This is a genomic window from Caballeronia ptereochthonis (assembly GCF_001545075.1).
Taxonomy (GTDB): Bacteria; Pseudomonadota; Gammaproteobacteria; order Burkholderiales; family Burkholderiaceae; genus Caballeronia; species Caballeronia ptereochthonis.
The window spans coordinates 47102-74056 of record NZ_FCOB02000028.1; the positions used below are offsets into that span (position 1 = coordinate 47102).

The following is a 26955-nucleotide window of genomic DNA, read 5'->3' on the forward strand; positions in this document are numbered from 1 at the left end:
CTATCGAACTTTTTCATCCAGATTGGCAGTTTTGTTCGGCTATGCTGAACACAGTTTGGATATGCGGAACGCGTGCGTCAGAATGAACGCAATCGAACGGAGGAAGCATGGCACGCAACAATGCACCGGAAACCGAGCCGGTCGCGGGCGACTATCTGGATTCGAAGGCCCGCTACACGCCCGAGGAGTTCGACGGCGACCGCCAGTTCGCCACGACGCTCGCGCGCGGGCTCGACATCCTGCACTGCTTCACGCCGCGCGACTCCCAGCTGGGCAATGCCGAACTTGCGGCGCGCACCGGCATGACCAAGGCGACGATTTCACGCTTCACCTACACGCTGACGCGGCTCGGCTATCTGCGCGTGAACCGGATGAACAGCAAGTTTCAGCTCGGCTCGGCCGTGCTGTCGCTCGGCTATCCGCTGCTTGCGAGTCTAGCGGTGCGGCAGATCGCGCGGCCCTCGATGAAGGAACTGGCCGATCACATTCGCGGTTCGGTGTCGCTCGGCATGCGCGACCGGCTGAACGTCGTCTATCTGGAGAGCAGCCGGAGCAGCACGCCGCTCGGCCTGCCTCCGGATATCGGCCTGAGCTATCCGATCGTGCGTACCGCGATGGGTCGCGCGCTCCTTGCCGCGCTGCCCGCCGAGCGGCGCGAAGCGCTACTCAACGAGATCGCGGTCAAGACGCCCGACGATTGGGCCACGTTTCGCGACCGCGTGCTGCGCGGCATCGACTACTTTCGGGAGCGCGGCTTTTGCGCGTCGTACGGCGATCTCCGCCGCGAAGTTCACGCGGTCGCCGTGCCGATGAAACCGGCCGCAGACGGGGAGATACTCGTGTTCAACTGCGGCGTGCCGTCGTATCTGCTGAAAGAGGGACAACTGGAAGGCGATGTCGGACCGCGCCTCGTGTCGATGGTGCGTAGCGTAGAAGGTGCAATGGGAATGTTCTAGCGCGCCGCCGGCATCCGGGCGGAACGCGGGCTTGCTAGGCATCCGCCGTCTTCGAGTCCTTCGCGACGCCCACACCCTCCTCCTCCGGCGCCAGTTGCTCCCAGGTGCTATGCACGTGGCGCCGCAGAAACTCCCCGAGCTTCGCGCCTTCCCGCGCCGACAATAGCTGCACGATGACCTCATGTTCATCGATGGCGGTATGCCAGGTTTCCGACGTCACGCTCCCCTGAAACCGATACCGATAAAGCTGCCGGTTCAGCCGCTCGTGCACCTGCCTGAGCGTCGCGTTCTTTGCGGCGGCGACGATGCTCGTATGGATCGCCTGATTGAGACGGAAGTAGTTCATCCGGTCGCGCCGTTCGTATGCGGCGTGCATCTCGAAATGAAGCGCGCGGATTTCGGCGATTTCCGCGTCGGTCGCCATCCGGCAGGCCATTTCGCCGCCGAACGCTTCGATCACGCCGAGCACATCGAGCTTCTCGGTGATCTCGGCCGCGCTGAGTTCCGCCACGACCGCGCCTCGTTTGGGCAGCACGACGACCAGTCCGTCGCCGGCCAGCTCCTTCAGCGCTTCCCGCAACGGCGTGCGCGACACGTCGAGCCGCTCCGCGAGGGTGCGCTCGCGCAGCCGCTCGCCGGGCTTCAGTTCATCGGTTGCGATCAGCGTGCGCAGACGCTGGGCGATCTGCATCGATAGCAGTTCATCGGATGTCTCGCCGCCTTCAGGCGCGTCGGTTTCGTCATCGAAGTCCGTCATCTCTTTGAATCCTTCCATTGCCGATTACGGCATGCACAACGCTGGTATGCCACTTTATCAGCGCACGCCGCACGCCGACAGTCGTCAGATTCCGCGCCGGCAATGGCGTTTCCCCGTACTTGACGGCGTCAGGGCTCATCACTATATTTTGGTATACCAAGACAGTGGCAGTCTGATTTCGTCAGAAATCCATTCACCATCAGAAAATAAAATATCCAACGGAGACATCGATCAGATCGCATTGGCAGCACAGCACGATCAAATAAATCAAAGGCTTGCGCACTCATGCCGACCAACGAATGGCCAAGGTTCGTTCCTCGGATCACCAGTGAGAGATCCTCCAAAACGGTATACCACGCGACAACGGATAACGGACCGGCCCGACTGGAAAGACGCACGGCCTCGACAAAGAACCGCCGTCCATCGCCAATTCACACGAGTCTTTATGCAGCCATCGCTTTACCCCCTGATCGCACCGGCGATCGCCATCTTCCTGCTGGTGCTGCTCATCACGCGGCTCAAGCTGCACCCGTTTCTCGCGCTGATCCTCACCTCCGGCTTCCTCGGCAGCGCGGCCGGCCTCGCGCCCACCGCCGTCGTCAAGAGCTTCGAAAAGGGCTTCGGCGGCATCCTCAGTTCGGTCGGCCTCGTGGTGGGACTCGGCACGATGCTCGGCGGCCTGCTGCTCGAATCCGGCGGCGCGGACCGCATCGCCAACACGTTCATCGGCCTCGGCTCGAAGCGCTGGATTCCCGCGGCGATTTGCGCGGCCTCGCTGCTGATCGGCTTGCCGCACCTCTTCGATGTCAGTTTCGTCATGCTCGTGCCGCTCGTCTACGCCATCGCGCATCGCACGAAAAGTCCGCTGATGGCGGTCGGCATTCCGATGGCCGCCGGTCTTTACGTGTCGCACGGACTGCTGCCGCCGCATCCCTCGCCGACGCTCGCGCTCGCCGCGCTGCACGCCGACGCCGGGCGCACGATCTTCTATGGCCTGATCGTCGCCGTGCCGATGGCGATCCTGTCGGGGCCGGTCTTCACCGCGTTCGTGATGCGCTTCCTGCCGGTCACGCCGGGCAACGGGCTGTTCTCGCCCGCCGCGGCGGCCGCCGGGGACAAGGCCGAGCGTCCGGTGCCGCCGCTCGGCCTCGTGCTGACGACCGTGCTGCTGCCGCCGGTCCTCATGATGATCCGCACGTTCGGCCGCAATTACGCGGCAACGGGCACGCCCGCGCGCGAGCTGCTGGAAACGGTCGGCGATCCGATCGTGTCGCTCCTGATCGCCGTGCTGTTCGCCATCTGGTCGCTCGGCATCCGGAGCGGGCTCACGCTGCCGCGGATCCAGAAGCTGCTCGGTACGAGCGTCGCGCCCGCCGCCGCCGTGATCCTCATCCTGGGCGCCGGCGGCGGCCTGAAGGAAATGCTGCTGGCGACGCACATCGGCGATTCGATCGCGCACTGGGCGGTTCACTGGTCGATCTCTCCGCTCCTGCTCGGCTGGGCGGTGGCCGCGCTGATCCGCATCGCGATCGGCTCGGCGACGGTCGCGACCGTGACGGCCGCCGGCATCGTCGCGCCGATCGCCGCCGCGACGCCCGGCGTGAATCTCGAATTGCTCGTGCTCGCCGTGAGCTCGGGCGGCCTGATGCTCTCGCACCTGAACGACTCCGGCTTCTGGCTCTTCAAGGAATATTTCCGGCTGAGCGTCGGCGACACGCTCAAGACCTGGACGCTCCTCGTCTCCTTCCAGTCGCTCGTCGCGCTGGCCGTGATCCTGCTGCTCAATGCGGCCGTCGGCTGAACACGCTTCTCTCGCTACACCAAGGACAGACACATGAACTACGAACATCTCTTCAAGACGCTCGGCAGACGCCCGATCCGCATGGCGCTCGTCGGTCCGAAAGGCGGCTTCGGCCGGTCGCTGGTCGTGCAGTGCCGTGCGCTGCCGAGCCTGGAGATCGCCGCGCTCTGCGACCTCGACATCGACGGCACGCTCGCCACCCTCGCCTCGCTCGGATTCGACGCCGGCGCCGCGACCGTCTGCAACGACGCCGATGACGTGAAAGCGGCGCGCGCCGCGGGCCGCATCGCGCTGGTCGGCGACTACGCGTTGCTCGACGCGGTGGAGCTCGACATCGTCGTGGAGGCGACCGGACAGCCCGAAGTCAGCGTCAGGATCGCGGAGAACGCGTTGAGGCGCGGCGTGCACGTCGCGATGGCGACGAAGGAAACCGATTCGGTCGTCGGACCTTATCTGAACCAGCTCGCGATCGAGAACGGTGTCGTCTACACGACGCCCGACGGCGACCAGCCGAGCAACCTGATCGGCCTCGTCACGTGGGCGCGCGTGCTCGGCTTCGAGGTGGTGGCCGCCGGCAAGTCGAGCGAATACGACTTCATCTACGATCCGGCGGCGCACACCGTCGACTATCTGGACGAGCGGCACGCCGTTTCGCTCGATGCGTGCTGGACGCTCGGCGACGATATCTCCGCGACGCTCGCCGCGCGCCGCCAGGCGCTCTCGATGCTGCCGCAAAGCGCGACGCCCGATTATTGCGAACTGAACGTGGTGTCGAATTCGACGGGCCTGCCGCCGGCCGCCGAGGCCCTCAACTACCCGCTCGCGCGCATCACCGAACTGGCGGACATCTTCGTGCCGCGGGAAGACGGCGGCATCCTGGCGCGCACGGGCGTGGTCGACGTGTTCAACTGCCTGCGTCGTCCGGACGACGTGAGCTTCGGCGGCGGTGTGTTCGTCGTCGTGCGCTGCAAGGACGACGAGACCTGGCAGTTGCTGAAGCAGAAGGGACACCTCGTCGGCAGGAACGGGCGCTATGCATGCATCTATCTGCCGTATCACCTGATGGGCCTCGAAACCCCGATGAGTCTCTTCTCCGCCGTGCTGCTCGGCCAGCCGACGGGCAGCGCGACGCAACGGCCGCATGCGCGGATGGTTGCGCGGGCGACGCGCGACTTCAAGGCGGGCGAGACGCTCGCGATGGGCGGCCATCATCACACGATCGAAGGCGTGACGCCGCTTCTGTTCGACCGCGTCGAAGCCGGCGATGCCGCGCCGTTCTATCTGGCGGCGAACAAGCGTCTCGTGAGCGATGTCGCGAAGGGCGAACTGGTGCCGCTCGCCGCGCTCGATCTCGAGGGCTCGGCGCTTCATGCCGCATGGCGGCGCAACCCGTCCGCGTGAGCGCGCCCGAACCGATGCGACTTTCGCGTCCTGGAGAGCGCTCAGCCGGAGACAGCTCGCGCCCAACCATTGGAAGGACATCCCGATGACCACCCAACCGCAAAACGACCTTGGATTCACCCTGCCGATCCTCGACGCGCACCATCATTTCTGGGACCTGTCGGACGGCACGTTTCCCTGGCTCACCGACGAATACGACGAGGCGTTCTTCCTCGGCGACTATCGCCGCATGTGCAGCGATTTTCTGCCGGAGCAATACCGCCGCGCGACGGCGGGCTTCGATGTGATCGGCACCGTGCACGTCGAGGCCGAGCGTTCGCGAAAGGAGCAGGTGCGCGAGACCGAATGGCTCGCGCAACTGAACGCGAAAACCGGGCTGCCGAGCGCGATCGTCGGACATGTGTTTTTCGTGCAGCCGGATTGCGAGGCGATCCTCGCGGGCCACGCGAAGAGTCCGCTCGCGCGCGGCGTGCGCTCGAAGCCGGAAATCTCGGCGGGCCCCGGCGATTCGGTACGCGGCCGCCCAGGCACGATGCAGGACGACGCCTGGCTGCGCGGACTCGCCCTCCTCGACAGGTACGGCTTCTCATGGGACTTGCGCGTGCCGTACTGGCATCTGGAAGAAGCGGCCGAAGTCGCGCGCGCATTCCCGAACACGCCGATCGTGACGAATCACCTCGGCCTGCCGCTCGACCGCTCGGAAGAAGGTATCGCGATCTGGCGCCGCGGGATGGAAGCGCTCGCGGCGTGTCCGAACGTGTACCTGAAGGTATCGGAACTGGGACTGCCGAACGGCAGGTGGGACAGTGCGAGCAACCGCCGCGTGATCCGCGAGGCCGTGCAGCTGTTCGGCTACGACCGCTCGATGTTCGCGAGCAACCTGCCGGTGGGCAACCTGTCGGCGAGCATGACGGAGATTGTCGCCGATGTGCTCGCGGCGCTCCCGCAAGCCACCGAAGCCGAACTGCGCACGCTTTTCGCCACCACGGCGCAGCGTTTCTATCGTATCGGCTGACACCGCGGCCGCCACACAAGAATCCAATGGAGACAGGCATGCAGACCATCGACGAAAACTCGCTCTTCAGGAAAATATCCGTGCGCATCCTGCCGGTCCTGATGCTCGGTTTTTTCTTCTCGTACCTGAATCGCGTGAACGTCGGCTTCGCCAAGCTGCAGATGGCGAGCGACCTGCAATTCAGCGACGCCGTCTACGGCTTCGGCGCGGGCATTTTCTTTCTCGGCTACTTCCTGCTGGAAGTGCCGAGCAACGTGATCCTGCACAAAGTGGGCGCGCGGCGCTGGATCTCGCGCATCATGGTGACATGGGGCCTGCTCTCCTGCGCGACCATCTTCATCCGCACGCCGACGCAGTTCTACGTGATGCGCTTTCTGCTCGGACTCGCCGAAGCCGGCTTCATCCCCGGCGCGATCTACTACATGAGCCAGTGGTATCCCGCGGCGCGACGCGGCCGCGCGTGGGGCGTGTTCTATATCGCGCTGGCGTCGTCCGGCGTGATCGGCGGGCTCGTGTCCGGCTCGGTCCTGCAGTTCATGTCAGGCGTCGGCGGAATGCGCGGCTGGCAATGGCTGATTCTGGTCGAAGGCATCCCGACCGTGCTGCTCGGCATCTACATCTTCTTCCGCATGAGCGAGGACATCGGCCGCGTCAAATGGCTCGCGGAAGCCGAAAAGGCTCATCTGACGAGCGTGCTCGCCGCCGAGAACCGCGACAAGCTTGCGCACGGCTTCGCCGGTCTGCTTGCGAACGGGCGGATCTGGGCGCTCGTCGTGATCTACTTCGTCTACAACATGGGCCTCTACGCAATCAGTTTCTGGATGCCCACGCTCGTCCAGAAGATGGGCGTGACCGACGCCCTGACCATCGGCGTGCTGACCGCCATTCCGGGCGTGTGCGCTATCGTCAGCATGCTCGTGTTCGGCTACAGCGCCGATCGTCACAACGAACGCAAGTGGCATCTCATCGCCGCGTTCTCGATGGCGGCCACCGGCTTCGCACTCTGCGTGCTGTGGCAGAACCAGCCGGTGCTCGGCGTGATCGCGCTGTGTTTCGCGAACATGGGCGTGCTGTCGATTCCCGCGCTCTTCTGGAGCCTGCCGACCGCGTTCCTCACGGGCGTGACAGCGGCCGCCGGCATTGCAATGATCAATGCGATCGGCAATCTCGCGGGCTTCGTTTCGCCGTACATGATCGGCTATCTGAAAGACCTGACGGGCCGCACCGATACCGCGCTGTTCGTCGTGTCGGGCGGGCTGGTGCTGGGGGCGCTGCTCGTTGCGGCCGTCCTGCGCCTGCGACGTCATGGCAGCACAGAGGCCGCGCAGGTCCAATCCTGATGGTACGGGTTGCCAGCCGCGCAGGGCGTTGACCTGCGCGATGCGAGCTTCTCGCGCGCGGCCGTGAACACGCTGGTTTCACCGCCCGTCGAAAAAGCGATTGCGCGGCCTCGGCAAGCCGAGATGCTCGCGCAAGGTCGCGCCTTCATAAGCGCGCCGGAAGATGCCGCGCCGCCGCAGTTCCGGCACCACCTTGTCGACGAAATCGTCGAGGCCCGCGGGCAGGAAGGGAAACATGACGTTGAATCCGTCGCAGCCTTCCTCGACGAGCCATTGCTCCATCTCGTCGGCGATGTCGCGCGCCGTGCCGATCATCTGCAAGCCCGAATACCCGCCCACGCGCTGCGCCAGCTGCCGAATGGTCAGTCCTTCCGCGCGCGCCATCTCGATCACGCGCTCACGTGAACTGCGGCTCGCGTTGGTCTCGGGAATCCCGGGCAAGGGGCCGTCCGGATCGAACGACGAGACATCGTGACCCAGCGCGATCGACAGCGATGCGATGCCGCTGTCGTAGTGAACGAAGGTGTCGAGCAGCGCGCGTTTCTCGAGGGCTTCGTCGCGCGAGTCGCCCACCACGACGAACGCGCCCGGCAGGATCTTCAGATGATCGCGCTCGCGCCCGATTCGCTCCATGCGCCCCTTGACGTCGGCGTAGAAGCGCTTGCCTGCATCGAGGTTCGGCTGCGCGGTGAACACCGCGTCGGCGGTTTCGGCGGCGAGCTGCCTGCCCGCTTCCGACGAACCCGCCTGCACCACCACGGGCCAGCCCTGTACCGGACGCGCGATGTTGAGCGGACCGCGCACCGAGAGATAGTCGCCCTTGTGATCCAGCACGTGCAGCTTCGCGGGGTCGAAGAAAAGGCCGCTTTCGGTGTCGCGCACGAACGCGTCGTCGGCCCAGCTGTCCCACAGGCCCGTCACGACGTCGTAGAACTCGCGTGCACGCCGGTAGCGCTCGTCGTGCTCCATGTGCTCCTCGCGGCCGAAGTTGCGCGCCGCATCGGGATTGGACGTGGTCACGAGATTCCATCCGGCGCGCCCGTCGCTCAGATGATCGAGCGAGGCGAAGCGGCGCGCGATGTGATACGGCTCGTCGAAGGTCGTCGACGCGGTGCCGACCAGCCCGATCCGCTCGGTGACCGACGCCAGCGCCGACAGCAGCGTGAACGGCTCGAACGAAGTCGCGGTGTGGCTGCGCTTGAGCGCAGCGACCGGCATGTTGAGCACGGCGAGATGATCGGCCATGAAGAACGCATCGAAGCAGACCTTTTCCAGCGTCTGCACGAAGCGCTTGAGATGCCGGAAGTTGAAGTTGGCGTCGGGATAGGCGCCGGGAAAGCGCCATGCGCCGGTATGCAGGCTGACCGGGCGCATGAATGCGCCGAGATGGAGTTGTCTGGAACGGGTCATCGTGTGAAGTGACGGCGAGTCGCGGGCAAGGCAAAGGTACCGCAAGGCGCCGATCGCCGCTTGAACCGGTTTCGGCGCCCGCTTGCCGCGCTCGCTCAGAAGAACAGCAGCGTGCGCAACTCGATGCTTCGGCGCGGCCGCGCATCGGGCGGCGAGGCGGGATCGTCGAACGCGGTGTGCGCCGTGAAACGCGCGATGTCGTCGCCGGCCGAATCGTAGATCTTGATGAGCAGCGCCTCGTCGGGCGTCATGCGCGGGAAGTAGTACCAGCGATGCTGCGCGTTGTGGACGAACGCGTAGGTCTCGCCGGTCATCGTCGGGTAGATGAAGTCCTGCGCGACGGCGTCGCGAGGATCGATGCTGCGCGAGTCGCAGAGCGCGAGCGGCGACGATTCGACGACCTCGCCCACCGGCCGCCACAGGTTCACGATCGCGAAACGCCCGCGAAGCAGCCGCGCGGCTTCCTCGGCGGGCAGATGATCGCGCACGCGACGCGGTCCGGACACGAAGGTCTGATCGTTGTGGATCAGATGAACCGGCTCCTTCACGCCGCCCGCACGCGCGGCCCCGCCGTCGCGCAGCGTGTGATCGAAGATGACCACGCGCTTCGCACCCGTCCACTGCTTCAGCAGCCGTTCGGACTGCGCGTAATACGTCGAGCGGATCGCGGCTTCGCCGGAGAAGTCGGCGAGCGCGGGCGTCGAGCGATGCAGCTCGAAGCCGTTCCTGTCGAGCGAAAGTCCGCCCGGCGGCGGGCGCAGGCGCGCATTCGAGATCGTCACCGTGCGCGCGCGGTATTCGCCAGTGCGGCGCGGCACGCCCGGCGGCGGATCGTAGGCGTAGGAAACCGGCTTCACGCCGGTCGGCACGAGATAGTTCAACTCGGCCTGTACTTCGAATTGCTGTTCCGTCTCTTTTTCGACGACGATATCGCTCATGATTCGCTCCACGATGAATTGCCCGATCGCATCCGCCTCAATGCGGCGGCGCTTCGGCAGGGAGCTGGAACGCGTCGACGGTATAGCCCATGTTGAAATAGCCGGCTCGCGCATAGACCGCGATATGTTCGAGCTGATCCGCGCGCGTGGCCGCATCTTCGGCAGGTTCCTTCATTGCCGCCGCGCGGGCGCTCGCGTCTTGCGCCGCACGCGTGGCGAAGCGCTCGCGCACGCGCAGCGCCGGGCCGGAAAGCACCTGCCAGTACTGCATCAAGAAGTGCGACATGGCTCGCCTCCTGATCGATTCGATGACTCGAATCTAGGCCACTGAGAACGGTTCCACAAACAAGCTTTTCTGCAATGCATTGCACGCGGCGGACACGTCATCGTTCGCCTCATATCCAATGGCATCGAGCGCGATATCGATAGCGCCCGAAATTATTTGCCGCACCGCATCCGGGCCTCTAGGATCACGTCTCTCTCAACTGATGAAGTCCGCATCCATGAAGATCACTACGCCAATCAAGTCGGCGCTTCTCTCCGTCCTGCTCGTCTGGGGCGCGGCAAGCCTGCAACCGGTCCACGCGGCCGGCCAGACCGTGAGGGTGGGCATCATGTCAGGGGAGGACGAGGACGTCTGGCGCGCGGTGGCGGCCAACGCGGCCAGACACGGCCTGACGGTCAAGGTCACGACCTTCTCCGATTACACCCAGCCCAACGAAGCGCTCGCGCAGCATGATCTCGACGCCAACTCGTTCCAGCACAAGCCCTATCTCGACGCCCAGATCCAGGCGCGCCATTACGACATCGTGCCCGTCGGCTTTACCTATGTGCAGCCGATCGGCCTCTACTCGCGCAAAGTGAAGTCAGTGGCCGACCTGCCGCAGAACGCCGCCATCGGCGTGCCGAACGACCCGAGCAACGAGGGCCGCGCGCTCCTGCTCCTGCAGGCCAACGGCCTGATCAAGCTGCGCGACGGCGTCGGCCTGCTGCCGACCGCGCGCGACATCGCCAGCAATCCGAAGCATGTGCAGATCAAGGAGCTCGACGCGGGCATCGTCGGCCGAGCGATCGGCGATCTCGATGCGGCCGTCGTCAACACCGACTGGGCGATCAAGGCCGGCATCAAGATTCCGCAGGAACGCATCGCACAGGAGAAGGTGCCGGACAATCCGTATCGCAACTTCATCGCCGTCAACGCGAAGGATGCTCAGGCGCCCTGGGTCAAGACGCTCGTCGACAGCTATCAGCAGGCCAATGTGGCCTCGGCGATCCTGACCGTTTATCACGGCGCGACGCTGCCCGCATGGGAAGGCGCGTCTCAACGCTGAGATTGTCCCGACCGGAGCCGCATGAACGCGGCTTCATGTTCGGCCGAGCGCGCCATGAAAGCCGCGCAACGGTCGCGCGGCATCACGAGCCTGTCGTGCACGAGGCACAGGCGGCTCTCGCCCACGCTTTCCCCGTATGCCGAGCCCAGCGACGCGAGCCCGGCGATACGCGCCTCCAGCAACGCGCGGTCGTCGGCCCAATGCGCGCAGCGTCCGCACGCGGGCTGCGCATTCGCGCATCGCGCGCTCATTGCCCGAGTCCCGCCCAATACGGTGCGAACACATGCACCGACAGCAGGTAGCCGATCACGACATTGACCGCGACGCCCGCCGTGAACGCCGCGAGCGGCCTGATGCCGGTGCCGGCGAGCGTCGAGAAGCGCGTGGTCAGTCCGATGCTCAGGAAGCAGAATGTGAACGCCCACGTGCGCAGCGCGACGATCGGCGCGACGAACGCGGGCGTGACCACGCTGCGGTAGTCGGTGAGCGAGTAATGCGACGCGATCCACGTGACGATCGCCGACGCGACGACGAAGCCGATCACGAACTTCGGAAAGCGCTTCCAGATTTCGCTGGCATGCGCCTGGCCCTGCACGCCGTCCGCCGCGTCGCGATCCCAGCGCGTGGTCGCGATGATCGACAGCACGAACGCCCATATGCCGATCCAGATGTCGCGCCCCACGACCTTCATCAGCACGAACGCCTGCAGCGACGCATCGGGCGCGCCGGCCACCGCGCCTGCGGCATGGCGCGCGAAGTCGCCGTAGGCCTGGGCGGCGGCGATGCCGGCGGCATCCGCGAACTCGGAAGTGCCGATCCAGGCGCCGGCCACGCCGGTCGGCAGGCCGAGCGCGCGCGAGACGGCAGGCAGCGCGAACACCATCACGATCGCCCAGATGACCACCAGCGTGATCGCGACGGACGCCTGCTCGCGCCGCGCGCGCACCGCACCCGCGATCGCGATGGCCGCGGAAACGCCGCACACCGCGCCGCCCACGCCGAGCACCGCGGCAAAACGCTTATCGATGGAGAGCGCGCGCGCCACGCCGTAGATCACGAAGAAGGTTGCGAGCGACACGATGGTCGCCTGCCCGATCGCGACGGGCCCGGCCCAGACGATCAGCGTGAGCGGCAGCGTGGCGCCAAGCAGCACGATGCCCACCTTGATGTAGAACTCGACGCGCAACGCCGGCGCGAGCCAGGCGGGCAAGGTGAACAGATTCGATGCGATCAGCCCCAGCGCGAGTGCGATGAGGGGCGGCTCGAGATTGTAGGTGCTCGCCTGCGCCCACGCACCCGCGATGAAGATTGCCGCCGAGACGACGAAAATCACGAGGAAGCCCGGCACGAACTGCGCGACGGGCAAGCCCAGCGCCGCGATGGCGACGGAGAACACCGCCGCGAACGCGACGAACAGCGCGACGTATCCGCTCGCGTGCGCGGCAAGATCGGCTGCGAGCCGGCCGGCGCTCGACCACTTCGCCGGCGACACCGCGAGCCACTTGATGCTGCTGCCCGAGGCAAACAGCGCATAGGCGACGATGATCGCCAGCAAACCGATGGCGACCGCCCACCAGTCTTCCGTGCCGAACGGCCTGCGCTGCGCATCGGCCGTTCCTGCGTGTCCGGCGGCGGTGTCGCCGGCAATCGATCTGTCGCTCATGAGCGCGCCTCCGTCCGTTTCGAGCCACACGGGACCTTCCAGTATGGAAGCGTCCGCATCGTCATGGAAATGACTTTTTTGTCTTTGGATATAGCTTCGAGTAAGGCTCGTCCGCGGTGCGCGACGTCACGCGGGCCGGAGATCGCGCCCGGAAAAGAACTGATCGTCCGGCACGACGTTCAAGGCGATCGTCAGGCGGTTCGCGTAACTGAAGAACGCCGAGATTTCGAGCACTTCCGTCACGGCTTGCGGCGTGAATCCGATCGTGCGCAGCCCCTGCAGATCCTCTTCGCGAATGCCCGGCGCATCGCGCGTGAGGCGCTCGGCAATCTCGGCTAGCGCGGCTTCCTTCAGCGTGAGGCGCACATGATGAAAGCCCTGCGCGATGCGCTGCGCGCGCACGGTGTCGCCGAGCGGCTATCAGGACATGGTCGTGCCGTGGCGCTATGCGCAGGCCAACGGCGCCGTCGAGAAGGCCACCGGCTACAAGGTCATCTACCGCAACCTCGGCAGCGGCGCGGACGTGATCCGCGCGCTCGCTTCGGGCTCGATCCAGGTGGGTGAAGCGGGCTCGAGCCCGATCGCGGCCGGCCTCTCGCAAGGCGTCGACCTGTCGCTCTTCTGGATTCTCGACAACATCAACGACGCCGAAGCGCTCGTCGCACGCAACGGCTCGGGCGTAACGAAGCTCTCCGACCTGAAGGGCAAGACGCTCGGCGTGCCGTATGTGTCGACGTCGCATTTCCATGCGCTCGTCGCGTTGCAGCAGGCGGGCGTCGATCCGTCGTTGGTGAAGATCGTCAATCTGCGTCCGCCGGAAGTCGCCGCCGCGTGGGAGCGCGGCAACATCGACGCGACCTATATCTGGGATCCGGTGCTCGCGAAGGCCAAGCAGAACGGCCGTGTGCTGATCACGTCCGGCGAGGTCGCGAAAGAGACCGGCAAGGCGACGTTCGACGGCTTCGTCGCATCGCGCAAGTTCGCGCAGGACAACCCCGCGTTCCTCACCGGTCTCGTCAAGGTGCTCGCCGATACCGATGCGCAATACCGCAACAACAAGGCGGCGTGGACGGTCGACTCGAAAGAGGTGCAGGCGGTCGCGCAGGAATCCGGCGCGGCGCCCGCGGACGTGCCCGCGAGCCTGGCGCTCTACGCCTTCCCGAGCGCGAGCGAACAGGCATCGCCGACCTGGCTCGGCGGCGGCAGGCAGTCGGGCGCGGCGAAATCGCTCACGGCCACCGCTCAATTCCTCAAGCAGCAGGGCACGATCCAGAACGTGCTGGCGGATTATTCGACCGGCGTCGATCCGCGCTTCGTGCAACAGGCCGCGAAATGACCTCGCTTGCCATCCGCAATCTCGGCGTGACGTACGAAGGCGCGAGCGCGCCGGCGCTGCAAGGCGTCGATCTGCAGATCGGCAGCGGCGAGTTCGTCGTCGCGCTCGGCGCATCGGGATGCGGCAAGACCACGCTGCTCAATTGCCTCGCCGGCTTTCTCGATCCGACCGAAGGCGTGGCGTCGCTCAATGGCGAGCCGATCACGGGGCCGGGCGCGGAACGCGGTGTCGTATTCCAGAAATATGCGCTGATGCCCTGGCTCGACGTGGTCGACAACGTCGCGCTCGGCCTGCGCTTCGCGGCGTGAAGCGCGACGCGCGCCGCGAGATCGCGCGCCGCACGCTCGCGCTCGTCGGCCTCGCGCAGTACGAGCATGCGAAGGTCTACGCGCTGTCGGGCGGCATGCAGCAGCGCGTGGGCATTGCGCGCGCGCTCGCGAGCGATCCGGAAGTGCTGCTGATGGACGAGCCGATGGGCGCGCTCGATGCCCTCACGCGCGAAAGCGTGCAGGAGCTCATGCTCGATGTCTGGTCGCGCACGAACAAGACCGTGTTCTTCATCACGCACAGCGTCGAGGAAGCGCTCTTTCTGGCGACGCGGCTCGTGCTCATGACGCCCGGTCCCGGCCGCATCGACGAAGTGCATGAACTGCCGTTCTCGCGCGAATACGTTCGCAACCGCGATGCGCGCGCGGTCAAGTCGTCGCCCGCGTTCATCGAATGGCGCGAGCGGCTGACGCGGCGCCTGCATCGCCCTGTCGCGGAGGCCGTGTGAACGACCGCACTCACGATGCGCCTGTGCTTCGCGCAAGGCAGGCGTCCTCCGCACAGCCCTCGCGCCCGCCACGCCGCCCGCGCTATCGCGGCATGCCCGGCGCGGGCCCGACCGCCGTGCCGAGCACGCTATGCGTCATGGCGATCGCGCTGCTCTGGTGGGCAGCCACGCATTTCCACTGGGTGCCGCCGCTCTTTCTGCCCTCGCCCGATGCGGTGTGGCGCGCGTTCCTCGATGCGATCCACGGACGCCTTCAGGGCGGTCTGCCGCTCTCCGAGCATTTGCTATGGAGTGCGATCCGCGTGTTCGGCGCTTTTGCGCTCGCGGTGGTCACGGCCGTTCCGGTCGGCATTCTGATGGGCGTGAGCCACATTGCGCGCGGCGTGCTCGATCCGCCGCTCGAGTTCTATCGTCCGCTGCCGCCGCTCGCGTATCTGCCGCTCGTCGTGATCTGGTTCGGCATCGACGAGACCGCGAAGATCGTCGTGATCTGGCTCACGTGCTTCGCACCGATCGCGATGGCGGCGCGCGCGGGCGTGCGCAGCGCGACGGCGGAGCAGGTGAACGCGGCGTGGTCGCTCGGCGCGAATTTCCGCCAGGTGGTGCGGCATGTCGTGCTGCCCGCCGCGCTGCCGGAGATTCTGACGGGCTTGCGCATCGCCGTCGGCTTCGGCTGGACGACGCTCGTCGCGGCGGAGATGGTCGCCGCCACGGCCGGACTCGGACAGATGGTGCTCAACGCGTCGAGCTTCCTGCGCACCGACGTCGTCGTGATGGGCATCGTGCTGATCGGCGCGATTGCATGGATCTTCGACTTCGGCATGCGCGTGCTCGAGCGGCGCCTCGTGCCGTGGAAAGGGCGATAGCGCGGACGTCGTCGACGGCATCCGCAATGCGCTCAAGCGTGCGGCTTAGCGCGATGCCGCCGCACGCGATTCACCTCATGCCGCGCGAACCAGCCTCGCGGCGCTCCAGCATTGCGGGAGGCTTCACCTCCGCCGCCGCATTCGGATCCGTGCTCGGCGTCTCGCTCTCCGGCATCGTCGCGACTCACTTTGGCTGGCGCTGGTCCATGGGCGTCACGGTTCGGCGTTTGCGACACCGACGCTCTTCAACAATATCCCGGGTCTTGCGGCAGGCCCCTTCCTGACCGGTGCTGCAGCGGACGGGTTCGGTCTTCAGGCCGCCTTGCACTGGCTTCCTGTCCTGGCAATACTGCCGTTCGCGGTGTTTCTTGCCGGCAGGCGGTACTGCATCGCGGAAGCATCACGCGACGCACGGTCTGGCAGAAATATTTGAGTCATCGACGTCGCCGGTGAAGCGCCATGCCGGTGCCAGTCTCTCGACGGACACCGGATCACGTCTACCGCGCGACTTTCCACGATGGATTCGCCCTCGCACTGCAAGGCTTCAAAGTCAGCCACCCGGCGACGGATGCCTTGACGCATTCACGAAGACGAGTTTGCCCGCGACGTTCGCCAGAACAATCACGAGCACGTTCACCGCCAGACAAAGTAGTCCCAGGTTGAACCCGCCCAGATCGACATCCCGGACATACAGATTGATCGCCAGCAGTTGGCCTGCCGCAATCCCTAGCGCTACCGCAGATGCACGGACCTTGAGCGACAACAGAATGATCAGTACGCCGGGGAAAAACTGCGTCACACCGTAAAGCGTGGTATTGACCAGCGTCAGCATCAGATTGGGCAGGGAAAGCGTCATCACGATCGACACCAGCAGATAGAATGCAATCACGAATTTGGCGCCGCGCTTCTGCCTGTTCTCGGGCATGTGAGGCAGCAGGTTACGCGTGACGATCGGACCGATGGCAAGGCACAGGCCCGCCAGCACCAGCAGACCCGAGAGCGACGCGGCGGCCGCGACGAGCCCCAGCACCCAATCGGGCAAGAGCCGTGTAGCGGCGGCGAAGAACGCCTCATTGGGCGATCCCAGATGCAGACTCTGACTCAGCGCATAGTACGATGCCAGGACGAGGAACGGGTACATCAGCATGTACAGGGGCATGGCCATCTGCGTGCGCCGAATGGTGTCGCCGCTATTTGCCGTGAAGAAGAACTGCACGCCCACGGGCAACATGTAAAAGCCGAGCGCCTGAAACAGCATGGTGCTCATCGAGAACGTCAGTTGCCGCGTATTCATCGTGTTGCTCACGTGCTGGCTGGCAGCATGAAACACATGCGCGATACCCGCTTGCGAGGCGACTGCAACACCGGTGACGACGATCGCGACGACCATCAGAATATCCTTGAGCACGGCGATATACGCCGACGATCGCACGCCGGAAATCGTGATGTAGACGAACGCCAGCAGCGCTGCGATGAGCGTCAGATAGATGGGATCGAGTTTCCAGCCCAGCCCCTTGAATGCCGCCATCAAGCCGGTGAATTGCAATTCTCCCCAAGGCAGCAGAAAGAGAATCGCCGTAGCCGCGACCAGCAATTCCAGCGTGCGGCTGTTGTAGTAGCCCTTGAAAAGGTCCGGCAACGTGATCGCGTTGTAGCGCCTGCCGGCCTCCCATATCTTCGGTCCTATGAAATAGCCCAGCGGGTAGGCCAGCAGAATGTACCCGAGAAACCAGATACCGTAGGTCGGGCCTTTTGCATAGATTCCACCGGGGAAGCCGACCATCGTACCGATACTGTAGATCTCGCCCGCGGTCAGAAAGAACACCAGGCACGCGCCGAACTGCCCGGAAGCCACGAAGAAATCGTGCACGTCCTGCTTGCTCGATCCTCTCTTCGAACGCAATGCGAGATACAGCGATAAGGCGATGAAGCCAAGAAAAACCGCTGTTGCCATGATCGTCTCCTCAGTGTATTTGCACGGCCGGCTTGCCCGCGTCGCGGTCGAACACTCGCCAGCAGATCAGCAAGCAGCCGGAAGTCAGTACGAACCACGAAAAGATCCACGCATAGAGGAGCGGCACACCGAACACGTACCAGTCGAGGGAGGCGATCCACGGCAAGAGCCCGATCACGCCGGCATATGGAACTCCGATACCGATCAAGAATTTCAACATTGTTGTCTCCGTGCTCGTGATGAATTTATGAGTACGCGTTGGAGCGTGCATCACTCATTTTTTGCCCGCTAGTGCCAGATGCGGCTCATCGATGAGTCCACCGATTTCACGATTCACGAAGCCTCAGAGGTATTGATAAACCCACTATCGCGCATTCCAACATTTAATTTGTGGATACGGAGAGTCTCCGATATGGTGTACAGGTCCATCCACCGGGGACCATGCAACGCCATGCCGCAACGGAATCAGGACGCGTTGGAACGGTCCTGATTTCCTGAGGCAGAAACATGTTTGACCGCGTATTCGTCAACGCCGTGAGCGCTGACGGCAATCCGTTGAATCTTGCCGAAAAGAACGGCCGTTTTGCCAGTATCGGTCCGCAATGTCCTGACACCGGTAGCGCAGAGGTCATCGATCTCGCAGGACACCTGGTCCTGCCGGGCTTCGTCGATGGGCACATTCATCTGGACAAGAGCTTCGTCGGCGATCGCTGGCACCCTCACCGGCCCGTTGCCAGTCTGCGTCAGCGCCTCGCCATCGAAAAAGAGGAGCTTGCTTCCGCGCTTCCCATCGCCGAGCGCGCCGATGCACTGATCCGCCAGGCCGCATCGTTCGGCACCGTTGCAATGCGCAGTCATGTCGACGTCGATGCGACGACGGGTTTGACCCATCTGCACGCCGTCATGGGGGCGCGGGAAAAGTGGCGCGGCCTCATGGACATCGAACTCGTGGCGTTCCCGCAGGCGGGCGTCGTCTCCTGCCCGGGCACCGCGGACATTCTCGACGCGGCTGCGCGCGAAGGCGCACAAGTCGTGGGCGGCATCGATCCAACGACGCTGGATGGCGACGCCGAAGGTCAGCTCCGCATCATCTTCGGCATTGCGGAAAAGCGCGGCGTGAAGATCGACATCCACCTGCACGAAGCGGGACAGCAAGGCATCGATCAGCTACATCGCATTGCCGCGCGGACGAAGGCGTCGGGTATGCATGACAGGGTATCGGTGAGCCATGCATACGGACTGGGCGACGTCGCGCCCGAGGCGGTCGACCGGGCCGCCGCGGCGCTTGCGGAAGCCGGCGTATCGATCATGACGAACGCGCCGGGCGACCGCGCGTTCCCGCCGATCTTGCGACTGCGCGCAGCGGGCGTGCGCGTGTTCACCGGCAACGACAACATTCAGGATACCTGGTGGCCCTATGGCAACGGCGACATGTTGCAGAGAGCGATGCTCGTCGGCTACCGCTCGGGCTTCTATACCGATGACGAACTGCTCGTCGCGTTGCACATGGCGACTGAAGCCGGCGCGGCCGTGCTAGGAAAAGACGATTACGGACTGAAGGTCGGCAACGAGGCGACCTTCGTCGTCATCAAGGCGCCGAACGCCGCTGCCGCCGTCGCGGCCGTGCCGGGAGAGCGGGCCATCGTCCGAGGCGGGAAGTTCCGGGGCGACGCGTCCCGTTCGCAGTTCAAGTCCAGCAGCACCGGATTGCGCCATGGCGCCGCCCGGGAAATCACAACGTGAACCACTACGGAGAGGGTTGCATGTCACGCACCACTTACTACGCGCCTCGCGGCGGCCATCCGGCACAGACCGAACTGCTGACGGACCGCGCGATGTTCACCGAAGCATATGCCGTCATCCCCAAAGGCGTGATGAGGGATATCGTCACCAGCCATCTTCCGTTCTGGGACAAGACCCGTTTGTGGGTGCTGGCGCGTCCGCTGTCCGGGTTTGCCGAAACGTTCGCGCAATACATCATGGAAGTGGGCCCCGGCGGCGGCAGCGAGCGTCCCGAGCAGGACGAAAAAGCCGAAGGCGTGCTCTTTGTCGTGGAGGGCGAAATCGAAGTGACGCTGCACGGCCGCGCGCACGTTCTGAAGGCCGGCGGCTATGCGTTCATTCCGCCCGGCGCGGACTGGCAGCTACGAAATCGCAGCGACGACACCGCGCGCTTCCACTGGATTCGCAAGCACTATGAAGCCGTGGATGGCGTGCCGTTGCCCGAAGCCTTCGTGAAGAACGAGCAGGACATCAAGCCGATTCCAATGCCCGGCACCGACGGCCACTGGGTGACGACGCGCTTCGTCGACATGAACGACATGCGCCACGACATGCACGTGAATATCGTCACGTTCCAGCCTGGCGGGGTGATCCCGTTCGCGGAGACACACGTGATGGAACACGGCCTATATGTACTGGAAGGCAAAGCGGTCTATCGTCTGAACCAGGACTGGGTCGAAGTCGAAGCCGGCGACTTCATGTGGCTGCGTGCCTTCTGCCCGCAAGCCTGCTATGCGGGCGGACCGGACCGCTTCCGTTATCTCCTGTACAAGGATGTCAACCGGCACATGAAGCTGACGCTCAACGCACCGAGATAAAGCCGCAACGGGAAAGCGCGCCTTCCGTCCAGGCGCGCGCTTTCAATAATGGCTGCGCTGCCACAGGGTCGGCGGCGCGTCCAGCAGATGCCGCAGGCCGGCACGCTCGAATGTACGGTCCGCAACCGCCGACACGCGCTCGAGTATCTCCCCTTCGTCGATCGACAGCACGCGGTAATCCTCCATCAGGATCTTGCCGCCGACCATCGTCATGCATACGTCACCCGCATTCGCGAAGCAGGTCACGCGATAGACGGGCATGTTCATCGGCATCAGATGCGGCTTGAACAGGTCCACCAGAATGATATCGGCCAGCTTGCCCGCTTCGAGCGAACCCAGCTCCTCGTCGAGCGACAGCGCCTTGGCTGCATCGATCGTCACCATCTCGAGAACCTTGCCGTGCGGGAGGACGTTCGGGTCGCGGAAATGACGCCGATGGTAGTGCATGCATTGCCACATGTGGCGGAACATGTCGTAGCCCCGGTCGGGTGCCGCGCCATCCGAGCCGATCGCCACGGTCACGCCCGCATCGATGAGTTCCGGCGCAGGGCACCGCCCGATGATCGACATGATCGCGCTCGGGTTGTGCACGATCGAAGCGCCCGTCTCGATGCACGCGGCGATATCCGCTTCCGTCAGATCGATGGCGTGCGACATGAACGACTTCGCGTTCAGCAGTCCGAACTCGCGATGCGCGAAATCGAGCGTGCCCGCGCGATGACCGTCCTGAGTCATCCTCAAGCCCCGTTCGCGGGCCAATGCCGCATATCGCTCCGCCTCGCGGCGATAGTCGTGCTCGTATGCGGCGACGGCCGGGTAGTGCTCCGGAGCATAGACGGGCAGTGTCAGCGCAATCTGGATGCGGTCATCGGCGTCGCGATGGCAGGCATCGACGATGTCCTTGCAAACGTCGTACATCCGTTCGAAATCGACGTCGCGCGTCACGGCGCCGTTCGCACCGTGACGGGTGTACGCGCGGGGCTCGGGCGGACGCGAGGGGCCGACCGCGACGATCGAGCGGGTGCCGGTTCTGACCACCGCGTCGCAGTGACGCCGCGCATACACGGGATCGTCGACACGCATGATCGAATCGCCGCCTCCGAGCAGAGACACACCTGTTGTCACGCCCGCTTTCAGGCGCTCGAGCGCCGCCAGGTGCGACTCCATTTCCCAGAAGGCTTCGTCCGATGCGCGGGTATAGATCGCTTCGCACGCCGCCGTCCATGCTTCGCCGTCCGCGCCGCCGATCGTTCTGAGCATCGCGTGCCCGGCATGGGCGTGCGCGTCGATCAGGCCAGGCAGCACCGCCTTGCGATGCGCATCGATCACGCGCGCCGCCCGGTATCGCTGCGCGAGCGCGATCGTCTCTCCAACGGCGACGATGCGATCGCCCTTCACCGCCACCGCGCCATCCTCGATGACGCGGCGCGCGGGATCGAGCGTGATCACGCAGCCGTGCTGGATCAGTGTGTCGACGTGTTCCTGTTCGTTCATATGATGTCTTTTCTCGTGAGGCGCGCGCACGCTTATGCGACGTCGACCAACTCGCCGTCACGCGCGACGATACGTCCGTTCGCCACCACCAGCCTGCGCTTCGGTCGTGCGACAACCGCATGTGCGACGGTTTGCGCATCGACCAGCACGAGGTCCGCGCGTGCGCCGACGCGCAGGCCATAGTCCGCGAAACCGCATCCGCGCGCGGCCGCCTCGCTCACGCAGTCGAATGCCAGCGCCAGATCGTCGTCGCGCCGCAAGTCGTAGCGCAGGCCGATCAGCATCGCGCGTTCGAGCATGTCCGGCACGCCGTACGGAGACCAGGTGTCGCGAATCCCGTCGTTGCCGCCGAACATGGTGATGCCTTTGTCCCGGCAGATCTTGAGCGGCGGAACGGTGCGCGAAGGCGGCGCGCTCGTCAGCAGCGCGACACGCAGATGCGCGATCCGGTCGAGCAGCGCGTCGCGCTCGCGTTCCGGCAACGCGCCAAGGCAGAACGCGTGACTGACGACGACCTGTCCTTGCATGCCCAGCGCCTCTACGCGATCGAGCAGCAGTTTCAGCGTGAATGCGCCGACTGCACCGGGCTCGTGCAAATGGATATCGATGGGCTTGCGAGAGCGTTCCGCAAGCGCAAAGGTCGCGTTCAGCGATGCGACCGGATCGCCGTCGATCAGCGCGGGATCGAGCGCGCCCAGCACGTCGGCGCCTTCGGCGAGCGCGCTGGCGAACAGTTCGACCGTGCCGGGCCGGACCAGCATGCCCGACTGCGGAAACGCGACGATCTGCATGTCCAGCACGTCGCGCATCGTCTGCCGCGTGGCGAGCACGCCTTCGAGATTGCGCAGGCGCGCATCGGTATCGACGTCGACATGCGTGCGCAGCCGGGTCGTGCCTGCCTGCACGAATGCGCGCGACAGCGCGAGCGACTGCGCGGCCGCATCGTGCCCCGACGTCCTGCGCCATTCGCGCTCATTGCTGATGCGATCCGTAAGCAGCGGTCCGACCTCGTTGCGATACCAGGGCCGGCCCCAGTTGCTCTTGTCGATATGCGTGTGTCCTTCGACGAAGCCCGGCAGCAGCAACGCGCCGCCACCGTCTTCGACGATCGTGCCGGCCGGCGCGGCGGCTTGCGGCCCGAGCGCCTCGATATGGTCGTCCGCGACCGATACGGAAACCCGCTGGCCGTCCGCCATCCGGACGTTGAAGAGATGTAGGGCGCGAGTCATGGTGGTCATGCCGATTCGACGGAAGTGGCGATACGGGCCCGCAGCGTGCGTTGCACGGCGCTGATCAGGATGAAGACTACCGCGTTGGCGAACAGCGCGACGAGCCCCGTGTTGATGGACGTGAAGGCAACGGACGCGTTCGGGAAAACGGAAGCCAGCGTCATGCCGCCCCAGTTCACCAGTCCGAGCACGATACCGCCCGCGATGATGCCGCCGAATGCCGCTTCGCGCGTGCCGAACGGGCGCTTCAGGAAACTCGACGCGAGCATCGGCACCAGTTGCGTCAGGAGGCTCGACGAAAAGATTGCGAGGGCCACGAAGGTTGCCCCGCCGCGCAGCACGAAATACACGACGACCAGCGTAAAGAGCGGCAGCGCGATGCGGGCGACGCGCGCGACCTCCCTGTCGCTGGCCTGCGGCGCGAAGCCTTCGCGGTAGATGTTGCGCGCAATCGTCGTGGACGCGTTGAGCATGATGAGCGAACCCGGCACCAGTGCCGTAAGCAGACCCGCGCCGCCGACGATGCCGACGAACCACGGCGGGAACGTCTGCTTGACGAGGCGCAGCAGCGCGAGATCGGTTTGCGCGCCTTCCAGCCCGTGCACGGTCAGCACGGCGGCGAAGCCGACGAGAAACAGGAAGGCGATCAGCACCTGATAGAGCGGCATCAGCACCGTGTTCTTGCGCAGCGCGGACGCGTCGCGCGCCACGTACACGGCGGTGAAGCCGTGCGGATACAGATAGTAGCCGAGCGACGTCAGCAGCAGTGTCGAGTTATACCAGCTCAGATTGAAACCGTGCTCGGGCATGCGCAGCAGCTCGGGATGCACGGCCTCGATCCGCGCGAACATCTCGCCAAAGCCGCCGAAATAGTGCAGCGGCAAATAGGTGCCGAGAAAGATCGCGAGGGCGAGGATCAGCACATCCTTGAAGATCGCGATATTCGCCGAGCCGTGGATGCCGGAAATGGTCATGTACGCCACCATCAGCATCGCACTGATCCAGATGGCGGTGTTCTGCGAGATCAGACCATACGACATCTCGGAGACGATGATGCCGAGCCCGCGCAGCTGGATGATGAGCAGCGACACCATCGCGAACACGGCCACCACCGACACCAGCACGCCCACGGCACGGCTGTCGTACTTCGAGGCGAAATAATCGGCGAACGATACGAGCCCGTGGTCCTTCGCATAGCGCCAGATGGCGGGCAGCATCCAATAGCCGAATATGTACGCGAGACAGCCGTACGACAGGATGTAGAACGCCGGTATGCCCTTGCTGAAGGTCCAGCCGCTCGCGCCGAGAAACGAGAAGGTCGAGAATGCCTCGCCCGCCATCAGCAGGAAGGTGAGCAGCGAGCCGAAGCCGCGACCGCCGACGGCCCACTGTTCGAGACTGAGCGTCTTGCCGCGACGCGCATGGAGGCCGACGGCGAGCGCGAAGATCGCGAACAGTACGATGACGATCAGGGCGGCGTTCATTGTTCGCCTCGTGTGGGTTCGCCGGCGCGCGCCGCTTCGTCGCGGCTGTCGAGGTAGTAGATGAAGGCGAGGATGGCGGCCGTCGCGGCCATCCAGAACAGGTTCCACACGAGCAGAGACGGCACGCCCAACAGGAGCGGTGTATGGGCGGCAAGCGTGCCGCCCGAATAGATGCCGATGAATGGCAGCGCGGCAAGTAGAAAGCGAAGTTTCATGGGGTCCTTTGCATGTCCGGTCAGAATTTCTGCCGCAGCCCGGCGACGAACGCCAGCTGTGAAGTCGTCGACGACGGCGCGGCGATGCCGTCGATCCATGCGTGACCGATGCCCGACGAGGCCTTCTGATAAAGGCCGTTGATATAGACGTCGGTGCGCTTGGACAACAGATACTGAAGACCGGCCGAGACCTGGTGATAGTGTCCGCTCGTGTCGCCTTGCGACGTCTGGGTATAGGTGTAGCCGAGCGCCGCTGTCAGCGCGGGGCTCAGGGAATAGCGCACGCTGCCTTCATAGTTTCCGAAGCGCAGCGCGCCACCCGCCGCCATGTTGAAGTCGGTGCCGGTGTAGAGCAGCCCGAGCGTCGCGGGACCGAATGCGTAGGTCGCGCCGCCGCCCCAGATCTGCTGGCGCGTCGCGTCGGCGAGGCGTGTGCCGAAGACCGCGGCTGTCGACGCATAGTAGTTGTCCGACGCAACCGCGCCCACCGTGCTGCTTGCGGGCCGATTCATGCGCGCGTAGGCCGCGCCGACGTTGAGCGGTCCGCGCGTGTACGTGAGGCCCGCGCTCCAACTGTTGTTGTCGGAAAAGCCCGTCGCGTTCGAAAAGCCGTACAGCAGGTTCGCCTGCAAACCGGCCACGCTCGGCGAAACGTACTTGACGGCATTGTTCGTGCGGAACGTATTGTTGATGTCGTCGTTGTCGAACGGATGGGTCGAATACTGCACCAGCGTGCTGCTGATCTGCATCGCGCCAAGGATGTCCTGAACGGTGTTGTACTGGCGGCCGAGGGTCACCACGCCGAGCCTGTCGCTGCCCATGCCGACCCAGGCCTGCCGCCCGAACATCCGGCCACCCTGCCCGGCCACGCCGTTTTCGAGGTTGAAGCCGTTTTCCAGCCGGAAGCTCGCCTTCAGGCCGCCACCCAGATCATCCGTTCCCAGCATCCCCCAGCGCGGCCCGGACTCGTTGCCGGCCGTCGCCTGCCATGCCGAATGGCCTTGCTGGTTATTCGTGTAGGTCACGCCTGCATCGACGATTCCATACAGCGTGACGCTGGACTGCGCGCCCGCCGTGCCTGCCAGCATCGTGCCCGCGCCGAAGGCGATGAGCGGCATCCTCCAATTGCTTCCGATTTGCGTTTTTGTCATACGTGTCTCCGAGCCTGGTCGCGTCATGGGGCGTTGCTTCGGCCTTCCTGGCTGCGGCGTCGTGCCGTTGCTCGCCCGCATTCGAGCCTTTTCTGTCTGACGTCGAAGCGTGGACATACACCACCGCATTCAACGTCGCTCGATGTTATCCATCGCGCCCCGCATTCAAAAATTAAATGTATGAATCGATGTCAGTTGAAAATCGAATGGTTCCGGCGGCACTCGTGCGGTCGCCTGGCACCGATTGCGCGGTCGATGCGAGATTGCCGATCTTCGTCATGCGTGATAGAAGTCGGTGTCCGCACAAGGATCAAATTGCTCGATGAAACACGCTCCCAAGGCGCGCACACCGCTGTTCGACCTGGATCTGCTGAAGGCCATCGTCATGGTGGCCGATTGCGGCACGTTCACCGCGGCATCCGCACGGCTCCATTCGACTCAGTCAACCGTGAGCCAGAAAGTGCGGCGTCTGGAGGACATGGCGGGACACAAGCTGCTCGCGCGCGGCAGCCGCGACGTGACGCCGACGGATGCGGGAGAAACACTGCTCGCCTACGCGCGCCGGATGCTAGCGCTCAACGATGAAATGATCGAAGCGCTATCGGGTGCGATGGTGGGTCTGACGGTACGGCTCGGCGTACCCGAAGACTTCGTCGGCGGCCCGACGACCCATATGCTCGCGGCGTTCAATCGCAAGCACCCGCAGGTGAAGCTCGAAGTGACGAGCGGACTGAGCCGCGACCTGAGCAGCAGCTATGATCGCGGCGATCTCGACCTGATCCTCGTGAAGCAGCGGCGCAACAGCCGCGAGGCCGTCGCGTGCTGGCCCGAGCAGCTGAGGTGGATCGACAGTGCAAAAAACCCCTCGATCCAGCTCGATCCCATTCCGCTCGTCGCGTTCCCGCCGCGCGGGCTGTACCGCGACGACATGACCAATGCGATCGAAAGTCTCGGACGGCGCTGGCGTATCAGTTTCATCAGTTCGAGCCTGAGCGGCATCCAGGCCGCCGTTGCCGACGGCCTCGGCATCAGCCTGCTTCCCGCGCGCGCCGTCACGCCGGATCACGTCGTATTGACGCCGAAGAGCGGGCTGCCCTCGATCGAAACGATGGATATCGCGCTGCTGCATCGCCCGACCGCCGACGCCGTCGTCAAGGAACTCGGGCATGCGCTGTCGCGCATGTTCGGGCCGCAGCGTCGATAGCTCGTCCCGTATCCGTCGTAGGCAGCCTGTCATAT

General features: G+C 64.8%; 25 protein-coding genes and 2 pseudogenes. 13 read left to right on the plus strand and 14 right to left on the minus strand.

What is annotated here, in order from left to right; all coding sequences use genetic code 11:
- Positions 1-107 precede the first annotated feature (107 nt).
- Positions 108-956, plus strand: a complete 849-nt coding sequence (locus tag AWB83_RS26240; RefSeq protein ID WP_208636808.1) for an IclR family transcriptional regulator — start codon at positions 108-110, stop codon at positions 954-956.
- Between the two features lie 34 nt (positions 957-990).
- On the opposite strand, the gene AWB83_RS26245 is transcribed toward AWB83_RS26240, so the two are convergent.
- Positions 991-1713: a GntR family transcriptional regulator gene (locus AWB83_RS26245; RefSeq protein ID WP_167389169.1), complete on the minus strand. Its 723-nt coding sequence runs from the start codon at positions 1711-1713 to the stop codon at positions 991-993.
- A 445-nt stretch (positions 1714-2158) separates the two neighbouring features.
- On the opposite strand from AWB83_RS26245, the gene AWB83_RS26250 reads away from it, so the two are divergent.
- The 4 genes from AWB83_RS26250 (at position 2159) to AWB83_RS26265 (ending at position 7270) form a co-directional block, all read left to right on the plus strand.
- Positions 2159-3514 (plus strand): GntT/GntP/DsdX family permease, encoded by a 1356-nt coding sequence (locus AWB83_RS26250; RefSeq protein ID WP_087048540.1) that lies wholly within the window; start codon positions 2159-2161, stop codon positions 3512-3514.
- 33 nt (positions 3515-3547) lie between these two features.
- Positions 3548-4915 carry an NAD(P)H-dependent oxidoreductase gene (locus tag AWB83_RS26255; protein ID WP_087048541.1) on the plus strand — a complete coding sequence of 456 codons (1368 nt, stop codon included), beginning with the start codon at positions 3548-3550 and terminating at the stop codon, positions 4913-4915.
- Between the two features lie 85 nt (positions 4916-5000).
- Complete coding sequence (locus AWB83_RS26260) at positions 5001-5930, plus strand: amidohydrolase family protein (RefSeq protein ID WP_087048542.1); 930 nt, start codon at positions 5001-5003, stop codon at positions 5928-5930.
- 26 nt (positions 5931-5956) lie between these two features.
- Positions 5957-7270 (plus strand): MFS transporter, encoded by a 1314-nt coding sequence (locus tag AWB83_RS26265; protein WP_087048543.1) that lies wholly within the window; start codon positions 5957-5959, stop codon positions 7268-7270.
- A gap of 78 nt (positions 7271-7348) precedes the next feature.
- On the opposite strand, the gene AWB83_RS26270 is transcribed toward AWB83_RS26265, so the two are convergent.
- The 3 genes from AWB83_RS26270 to AWB83_RS26280 all read right to left on the minus strand — a co-directional run bounded on the left by AWB83_RS26270 (position 7349) and on the right by AWB83_RS26280 (position 9904).
- On the minus strand, positions 7349-8680 hold the full coding sequence (locus AWB83_RS26270; protein WP_087048544.1) for an LLM class flavin-dependent oxidoreductase: 1332 nt from the start codon (positions 8678-8680) through the stop codon (positions 7349-7351).
- A gap of 95 nt (positions 8681-8775) precedes the next feature.
- Positions 8776-9618: a CmcJ/NvfI family oxidoreductase gene (locus AWB83_RS26275; protein ID WP_087048545.1), complete on the minus strand. Its 843-nt coding sequence runs from the start codon at positions 9616-9618 to the stop codon at positions 8776-8778.
- A 37-nt stretch (positions 9619-9655) separates the two neighbouring features.
- Positions 9656-9904: a hypothetical protein gene (locus tag AWB83_RS26280; RefSeq protein ID WP_087048546.1), complete on the minus strand. Its 249-nt coding sequence runs from the start codon at positions 9902-9904 to the stop codon at positions 9656-9658.
- 217 nt (positions 9905-10121) lie between these two features.
- Here AWB83_RS26280 and AWB83_RS26285 point away from each other — a divergent pair, with 217 nt between their 5' ends.
- Complete coding sequence (locus AWB83_RS26285) at positions 10122-10949, plus strand: MetQ/NlpA family lipoprotein (protein ID WP_087048592.1); 828 nt, start codon at positions 10122-10124, stop codon at positions 10947-10949.
- Here AWB83_RS26285 and AWB83_RS26290 read toward each other — a convergent pair.
- From AWB83_RS26290 to AWB83_RS26300, 3 genes are all read right to left on the minus strand, one after another.
- Positions 10940-11200 carry a hypothetical protein gene (locus AWB83_RS26290; RefSeq protein ID WP_087048547.1) on the minus strand — a complete coding sequence of 87 codons (261 nt, stop codon included), beginning with the start codon at positions 11198-11200 and terminating at the stop codon, positions 10940-10942. The genes AWB83_RS26285 and AWB83_RS26290 overlap by 10 nt on opposite strands.
- Positions 11197-12612 (minus strand): YeiH family protein, encoded by a 1416-nt coding sequence (locus AWB83_RS26295; protein ID WP_087048593.1) that lies wholly within the window; start codon positions 12610-12612, stop codon positions 11197-11199. Before AWB83_RS26295 ends, AWB83_RS26290 begins: the two co-directional genes overlap by 4 nt.
- 126 nt (positions 12613-12738) lie before the next feature.
- The gene (locus AWB83_RS26300; RefSeq protein WP_244197894.1) at positions 12739-13014 is read right to left on the minus strand and encodes a carboxymuconolactone decarboxylase family protein; all 276 of its coding nucleotides are present in this window, start codon (positions 13012-13014) and stop codon (positions 12739-12741) included.
- 16 nt (positions 13015-13030) lie between these two features.
- Between AWB83_RS26300 and tauA the strand changes: the two are divergent.
- From tauA to AWB83_RS26315, 4 genes and pseudogenes are all read left to right on the plus strand, one after another.
- Positions 13031-13948 (plus strand): annotated as a pseudogene (tauA, locus tag AWB83_RS26305) (taurine ABC transporter substrate-binding protein); the annotation flags it as partial.
- Positions 13945-14166 (plus strand): annotated as a pseudogene (locus AWB83_RS37360) (ATP-binding cassette domain-containing protein); the annotation flags it as partial. The pseudogenes tauA and AWB83_RS37360, both read left to right, overlap by 4 nt.
- On the plus strand, positions 14067-14723 hold the full coding sequence (locus tag AWB83_RS26310) for an ATP-binding cassette domain-containing protein (protein ID WP_244197895.1): 657 nt from the start codon (positions 14067-14069) through the stop codon (positions 14721-14723). The pseudogene AWB83_RS37360 and the gene AWB83_RS26310, both read left to right, overlap by 100 nt.
- Positions 14669-15589, plus strand: a complete 921-nt coding sequence (locus tag AWB83_RS26315; protein ID WP_374729142.1) for an ABC transporter permease subunit — start codon at positions 14669-14671, stop codon at positions 15587-15589. Before AWB83_RS26310 ends, AWB83_RS26315 begins: the two co-directional genes overlap by 55 nt.
- Positions 15590-16139: 550 nt before the next feature.
- Here AWB83_RS26315 and AWB83_RS26325 read toward each other — a convergent pair.
- Both AWB83_RS26325 and AWB83_RS26330 read right to left on the minus strand, forming a co-directional pair.
- Positions 16140-17543, minus strand: coding sequence for a sodium:solute symporter family protein (locus AWB83_RS26325; RefSeq protein WP_087048548.1), 1404 nt, complete (start codon positions 17541-17543; stop codon positions 16140-16142).
- Between the two features lie 10 nt (positions 17544-17553).
- Complete coding sequence (locus tag AWB83_RS26330; RefSeq protein WP_087048549.1) at positions 17554-17763, minus strand: DUF3311 domain-containing protein; 210 nt, start codon at positions 17761-17763, stop codon at positions 17554-17556.
- A gap of 287 nt (positions 17764-18050) precedes the next feature.
- Here AWB83_RS26330 and AWB83_RS26335 point away from each other — a divergent pair, with 287 nt between their 5' ends.
- Entirely contained in the window at positions 18051-19286 is a 1236-nt protein-coding gene (locus AWB83_RS26335) for an amidohydrolase family protein (protein WP_087048550.1), read from the plus strand.
- 20 nt (positions 19287-19306) lie between these two features.
- Positions 19307-20143 (plus strand): bifunctional allantoicase/(S)-ureidoglycine aminohydrolase, encoded by an 837-nt coding sequence (locus tag AWB83_RS26340; RefSeq protein WP_087048551.1) that lies wholly within the window; start codon positions 19307-19309, stop codon positions 20141-20143.
- A gap of 42 nt (positions 20144-20185) precedes the next feature.
- Here AWB83_RS26340 and AWB83_RS26345 read toward each other — a convergent pair whose 3' ends face one another.
- Genes AWB83_RS26345 through AWB83_RS26365 form a run of 5 tightly spaced genes read right to left on the minus strand, consistent with a single transcriptional unit; the run spans position 20186 to position 25683 of the window.
- Positions 20186-21637, minus strand: a complete 1452-nt coding sequence (locus AWB83_RS26345) for an amidohydrolase family protein (protein WP_087048552.1) — start codon at positions 21635-21637, stop codon at positions 20186-20188.
- Between the two features lie 32 nt (positions 21638-21669).
- Positions 21670-22866 (minus strand): amidohydrolase family protein, encoded by a 1197-nt coding sequence (locus tag AWB83_RS26350; RefSeq protein WP_087048595.1) that lies wholly within the window; start codon positions 22864-22866, stop codon positions 21670-21672.
- A gap of 5 nt (positions 22867-22871) precedes the next feature.
- On the minus strand, positions 22872-24350 hold the full coding sequence (locus AWB83_RS26355; protein WP_087048553.1) for a sodium:solute symporter family protein: 1479 nt from the start codon (positions 24348-24350) through the stop codon (positions 22872-22874).
- Entirely contained in the window at positions 24347-24565 is a 219-nt protein-coding gene (locus tag AWB83_RS26360; RefSeq protein ID WP_087048554.1) for a DUF3311 domain-containing protein, read from the minus strand. Before AWB83_RS26360 ends, AWB83_RS26355 begins: the two co-directional genes overlap by 4 nt.
- 20 nt (positions 24566-24585) lie before the next feature.
- Positions 24586-25683: a porin gene (locus tag AWB83_RS26365; RefSeq protein ID WP_087048555.1), complete on the minus strand. Its 1098-nt coding sequence runs from the start codon at positions 25681-25683 to the stop codon at positions 24586-24588.
- A gap of 355 nt (positions 25684-26038) precedes the next feature.
- Between AWB83_RS26365 and AWB83_RS26370 the strand changes: the two genes are divergently transcribed.
- Positions 26039-26920: a LysR family transcriptional regulator gene (locus AWB83_RS26370; RefSeq protein ID WP_087048556.1), complete on the plus strand. Its 882-nt coding sequence runs from the start codon at positions 26039-26041 to the stop codon at positions 26918-26920.
- Positions 26921-26955 lie beyond the last annotated feature (35 nt).

Excerpts from the sequence above, each read along its gene's own strand:
- AWB83_RS26285 (WP_087048592.1), top strand. The coding sequence starts at position 10,122 with ATGAAGATCACTACGCCAATCAAGTCGGCGCTTCTCTCCGTCCTGCTC.
- AWB83_RS26295 (WP_087048593.1), bottom strand. The coding sequence starts at position 12,612 with ATGAGCGACAGATCGATTGCCGGCGACACCGCCGCCGGACACGCAGGA.
- AWB83_RS26350 (WP_087048595.1), bottom strand. The coding sequence starts at position 22,866 with ATGACTCGCGCCCTACATCTCTTCAACGTCCGGATGGCGGACGGCCAG.
- AWB83_RS26355 (WP_087048553.1), bottom strand. The coding sequence starts at position 24,350 with ATGAACGCCGCCCTGATCGTCATCGTACTGTTCGCGATCTTCGCGCTC.
- AWB83_RS26240 (WP_208636808.1), top strand. The coding sequence starts at position 108 with ATGGCACGCAACAATGCACCGGAAACCGAGCCGGTCGCGGGCGACTAT.
- AWB83_RS26275 (WP_087048545.1), bottom strand. The coding sequence starts at position 9,618 with ATGAGCGATATCGTCGTCGAAAAAGAGACGGAACAGCAATTCGAAGTA.
- AWB83_RS26265 (WP_087048543.1), top strand. The coding sequence starts at position 5,957 with ATGGAGACAGGCATGCAGACCATCGACGAAAACTCGCTCTTCAGGAAA.
- AWB83_RS26315 (WP_374729142.1), top strand. The coding sequence starts at position 14,669 with ATGGCGCGAGCGGCTGACGCGGCGCCTGCATCGCCCTGTCGCGGAGGC.
- AWB83_RS26260 (WP_087048542.1), top strand. The coding sequence starts at position 5,001 with ATGACCACCCAACCGCAAAACGACCTTGGATTCACCCTGCCGATCCTC.
- AWB83_RS26255 (WP_087048541.1), top strand. The coding sequence starts at position 3,548 with ATGAACTACGAACATCTCTTCAAGACGCTCGGCAGACGCCCGATCCGC.
- AWB83_RS26370 (WP_087048556.1), top strand. The coding sequence starts at position 26,039 with ATGAAACACGCTCCCAAGGCGCGCACACCGCTGTTCGACCTGGATCTG.
- AWB83_RS26325 (WP_087048548.1), bottom strand. The coding sequence starts at position 17,543 with ATGGCAACAGCGGTTTTTCTTGGCTTCATCGCCTTATCGCTGTATCTC.
- AWB83_RS26360 (WP_087048554.1), bottom strand. The coding sequence starts at position 24,565 with ATGAAACTTCGCTTTCTACTTGCCGCGCTGCCATTCATCGGCATCTAT.
- AWB83_RS26365 (WP_087048555.1), bottom strand. The coding sequence starts at position 25,683 with ATGCCGCTCATCGCCTTCGGCGCGGGCACGATGCTGGCAGGCACGGCG.
- AWB83_RS26345 (WP_087048552.1), bottom strand. The coding sequence starts at position 21,637 with ATGAACGAACAGGAACACGTCGACACACTGATCCAGCACGGCTGCGTG.
- AWB83_RS26245 (WP_167389169.1), bottom strand. The coding sequence starts at position 1,713 with ATGACGGACTTCGATGACGAAACCGACGCGCCTGAAGGCGGCGAGACA.
- AWB83_RS26310 (WP_244197895.1), top strand. The coding sequence starts at position 14,067 with ATGCGGCAAGACCACGCTGCTCAATTGCCTCGCCGGCTTTCTCGATCC.
- AWB83_RS26330 (WP_087048549.1), bottom strand. The coding sequence starts at position 17,763 with ATGTTGAAATTCTTGATCGGTATCGGAGTTCCATATGCCGGCGTGATC.
- AWB83_RS26340 (WP_087048551.1), top strand. The coding sequence starts at position 19,307 with ATGTCACGCACCACTTACTACGCGCCTCGCGGCGGCCATCCGGCACAG.
- AWB83_RS26250 (WP_087048540.1), top strand. The coding sequence starts at position 2,159 with ATGCAGCCATCGCTTTACCCCCTGATCGCACCGGCGATCGCCATCTTC.
- AWB83_RS26280 (WP_087048546.1), bottom strand. The coding sequence starts at position 9,904 with ATGTCGCACTTCTTGATGCAGTACTGGCAGGTGCTTTCCGGCCCGGCG.
- AWB83_RS26270 (WP_087048544.1), bottom strand. The coding sequence starts at position 8,680 with ATGACCCGTTCCAGACAACTCCATCTCGGCGCATTCATGCGCCCGGTC.
- AWB83_RS26335 (WP_087048550.1), top strand. The coding sequence starts at position 18,051 with ATGTTTGACCGCGTATTCGTCAACGCCGTGAGCGCTGACGGCAATCCG.
- AWB83_RS26290 (WP_087048547.1), bottom strand. The coding sequence starts at position 11,200 with ATGAGCGCGCGATGCGCGAATGCGCAGCCCGCGTGCGGACGCTGCGCG.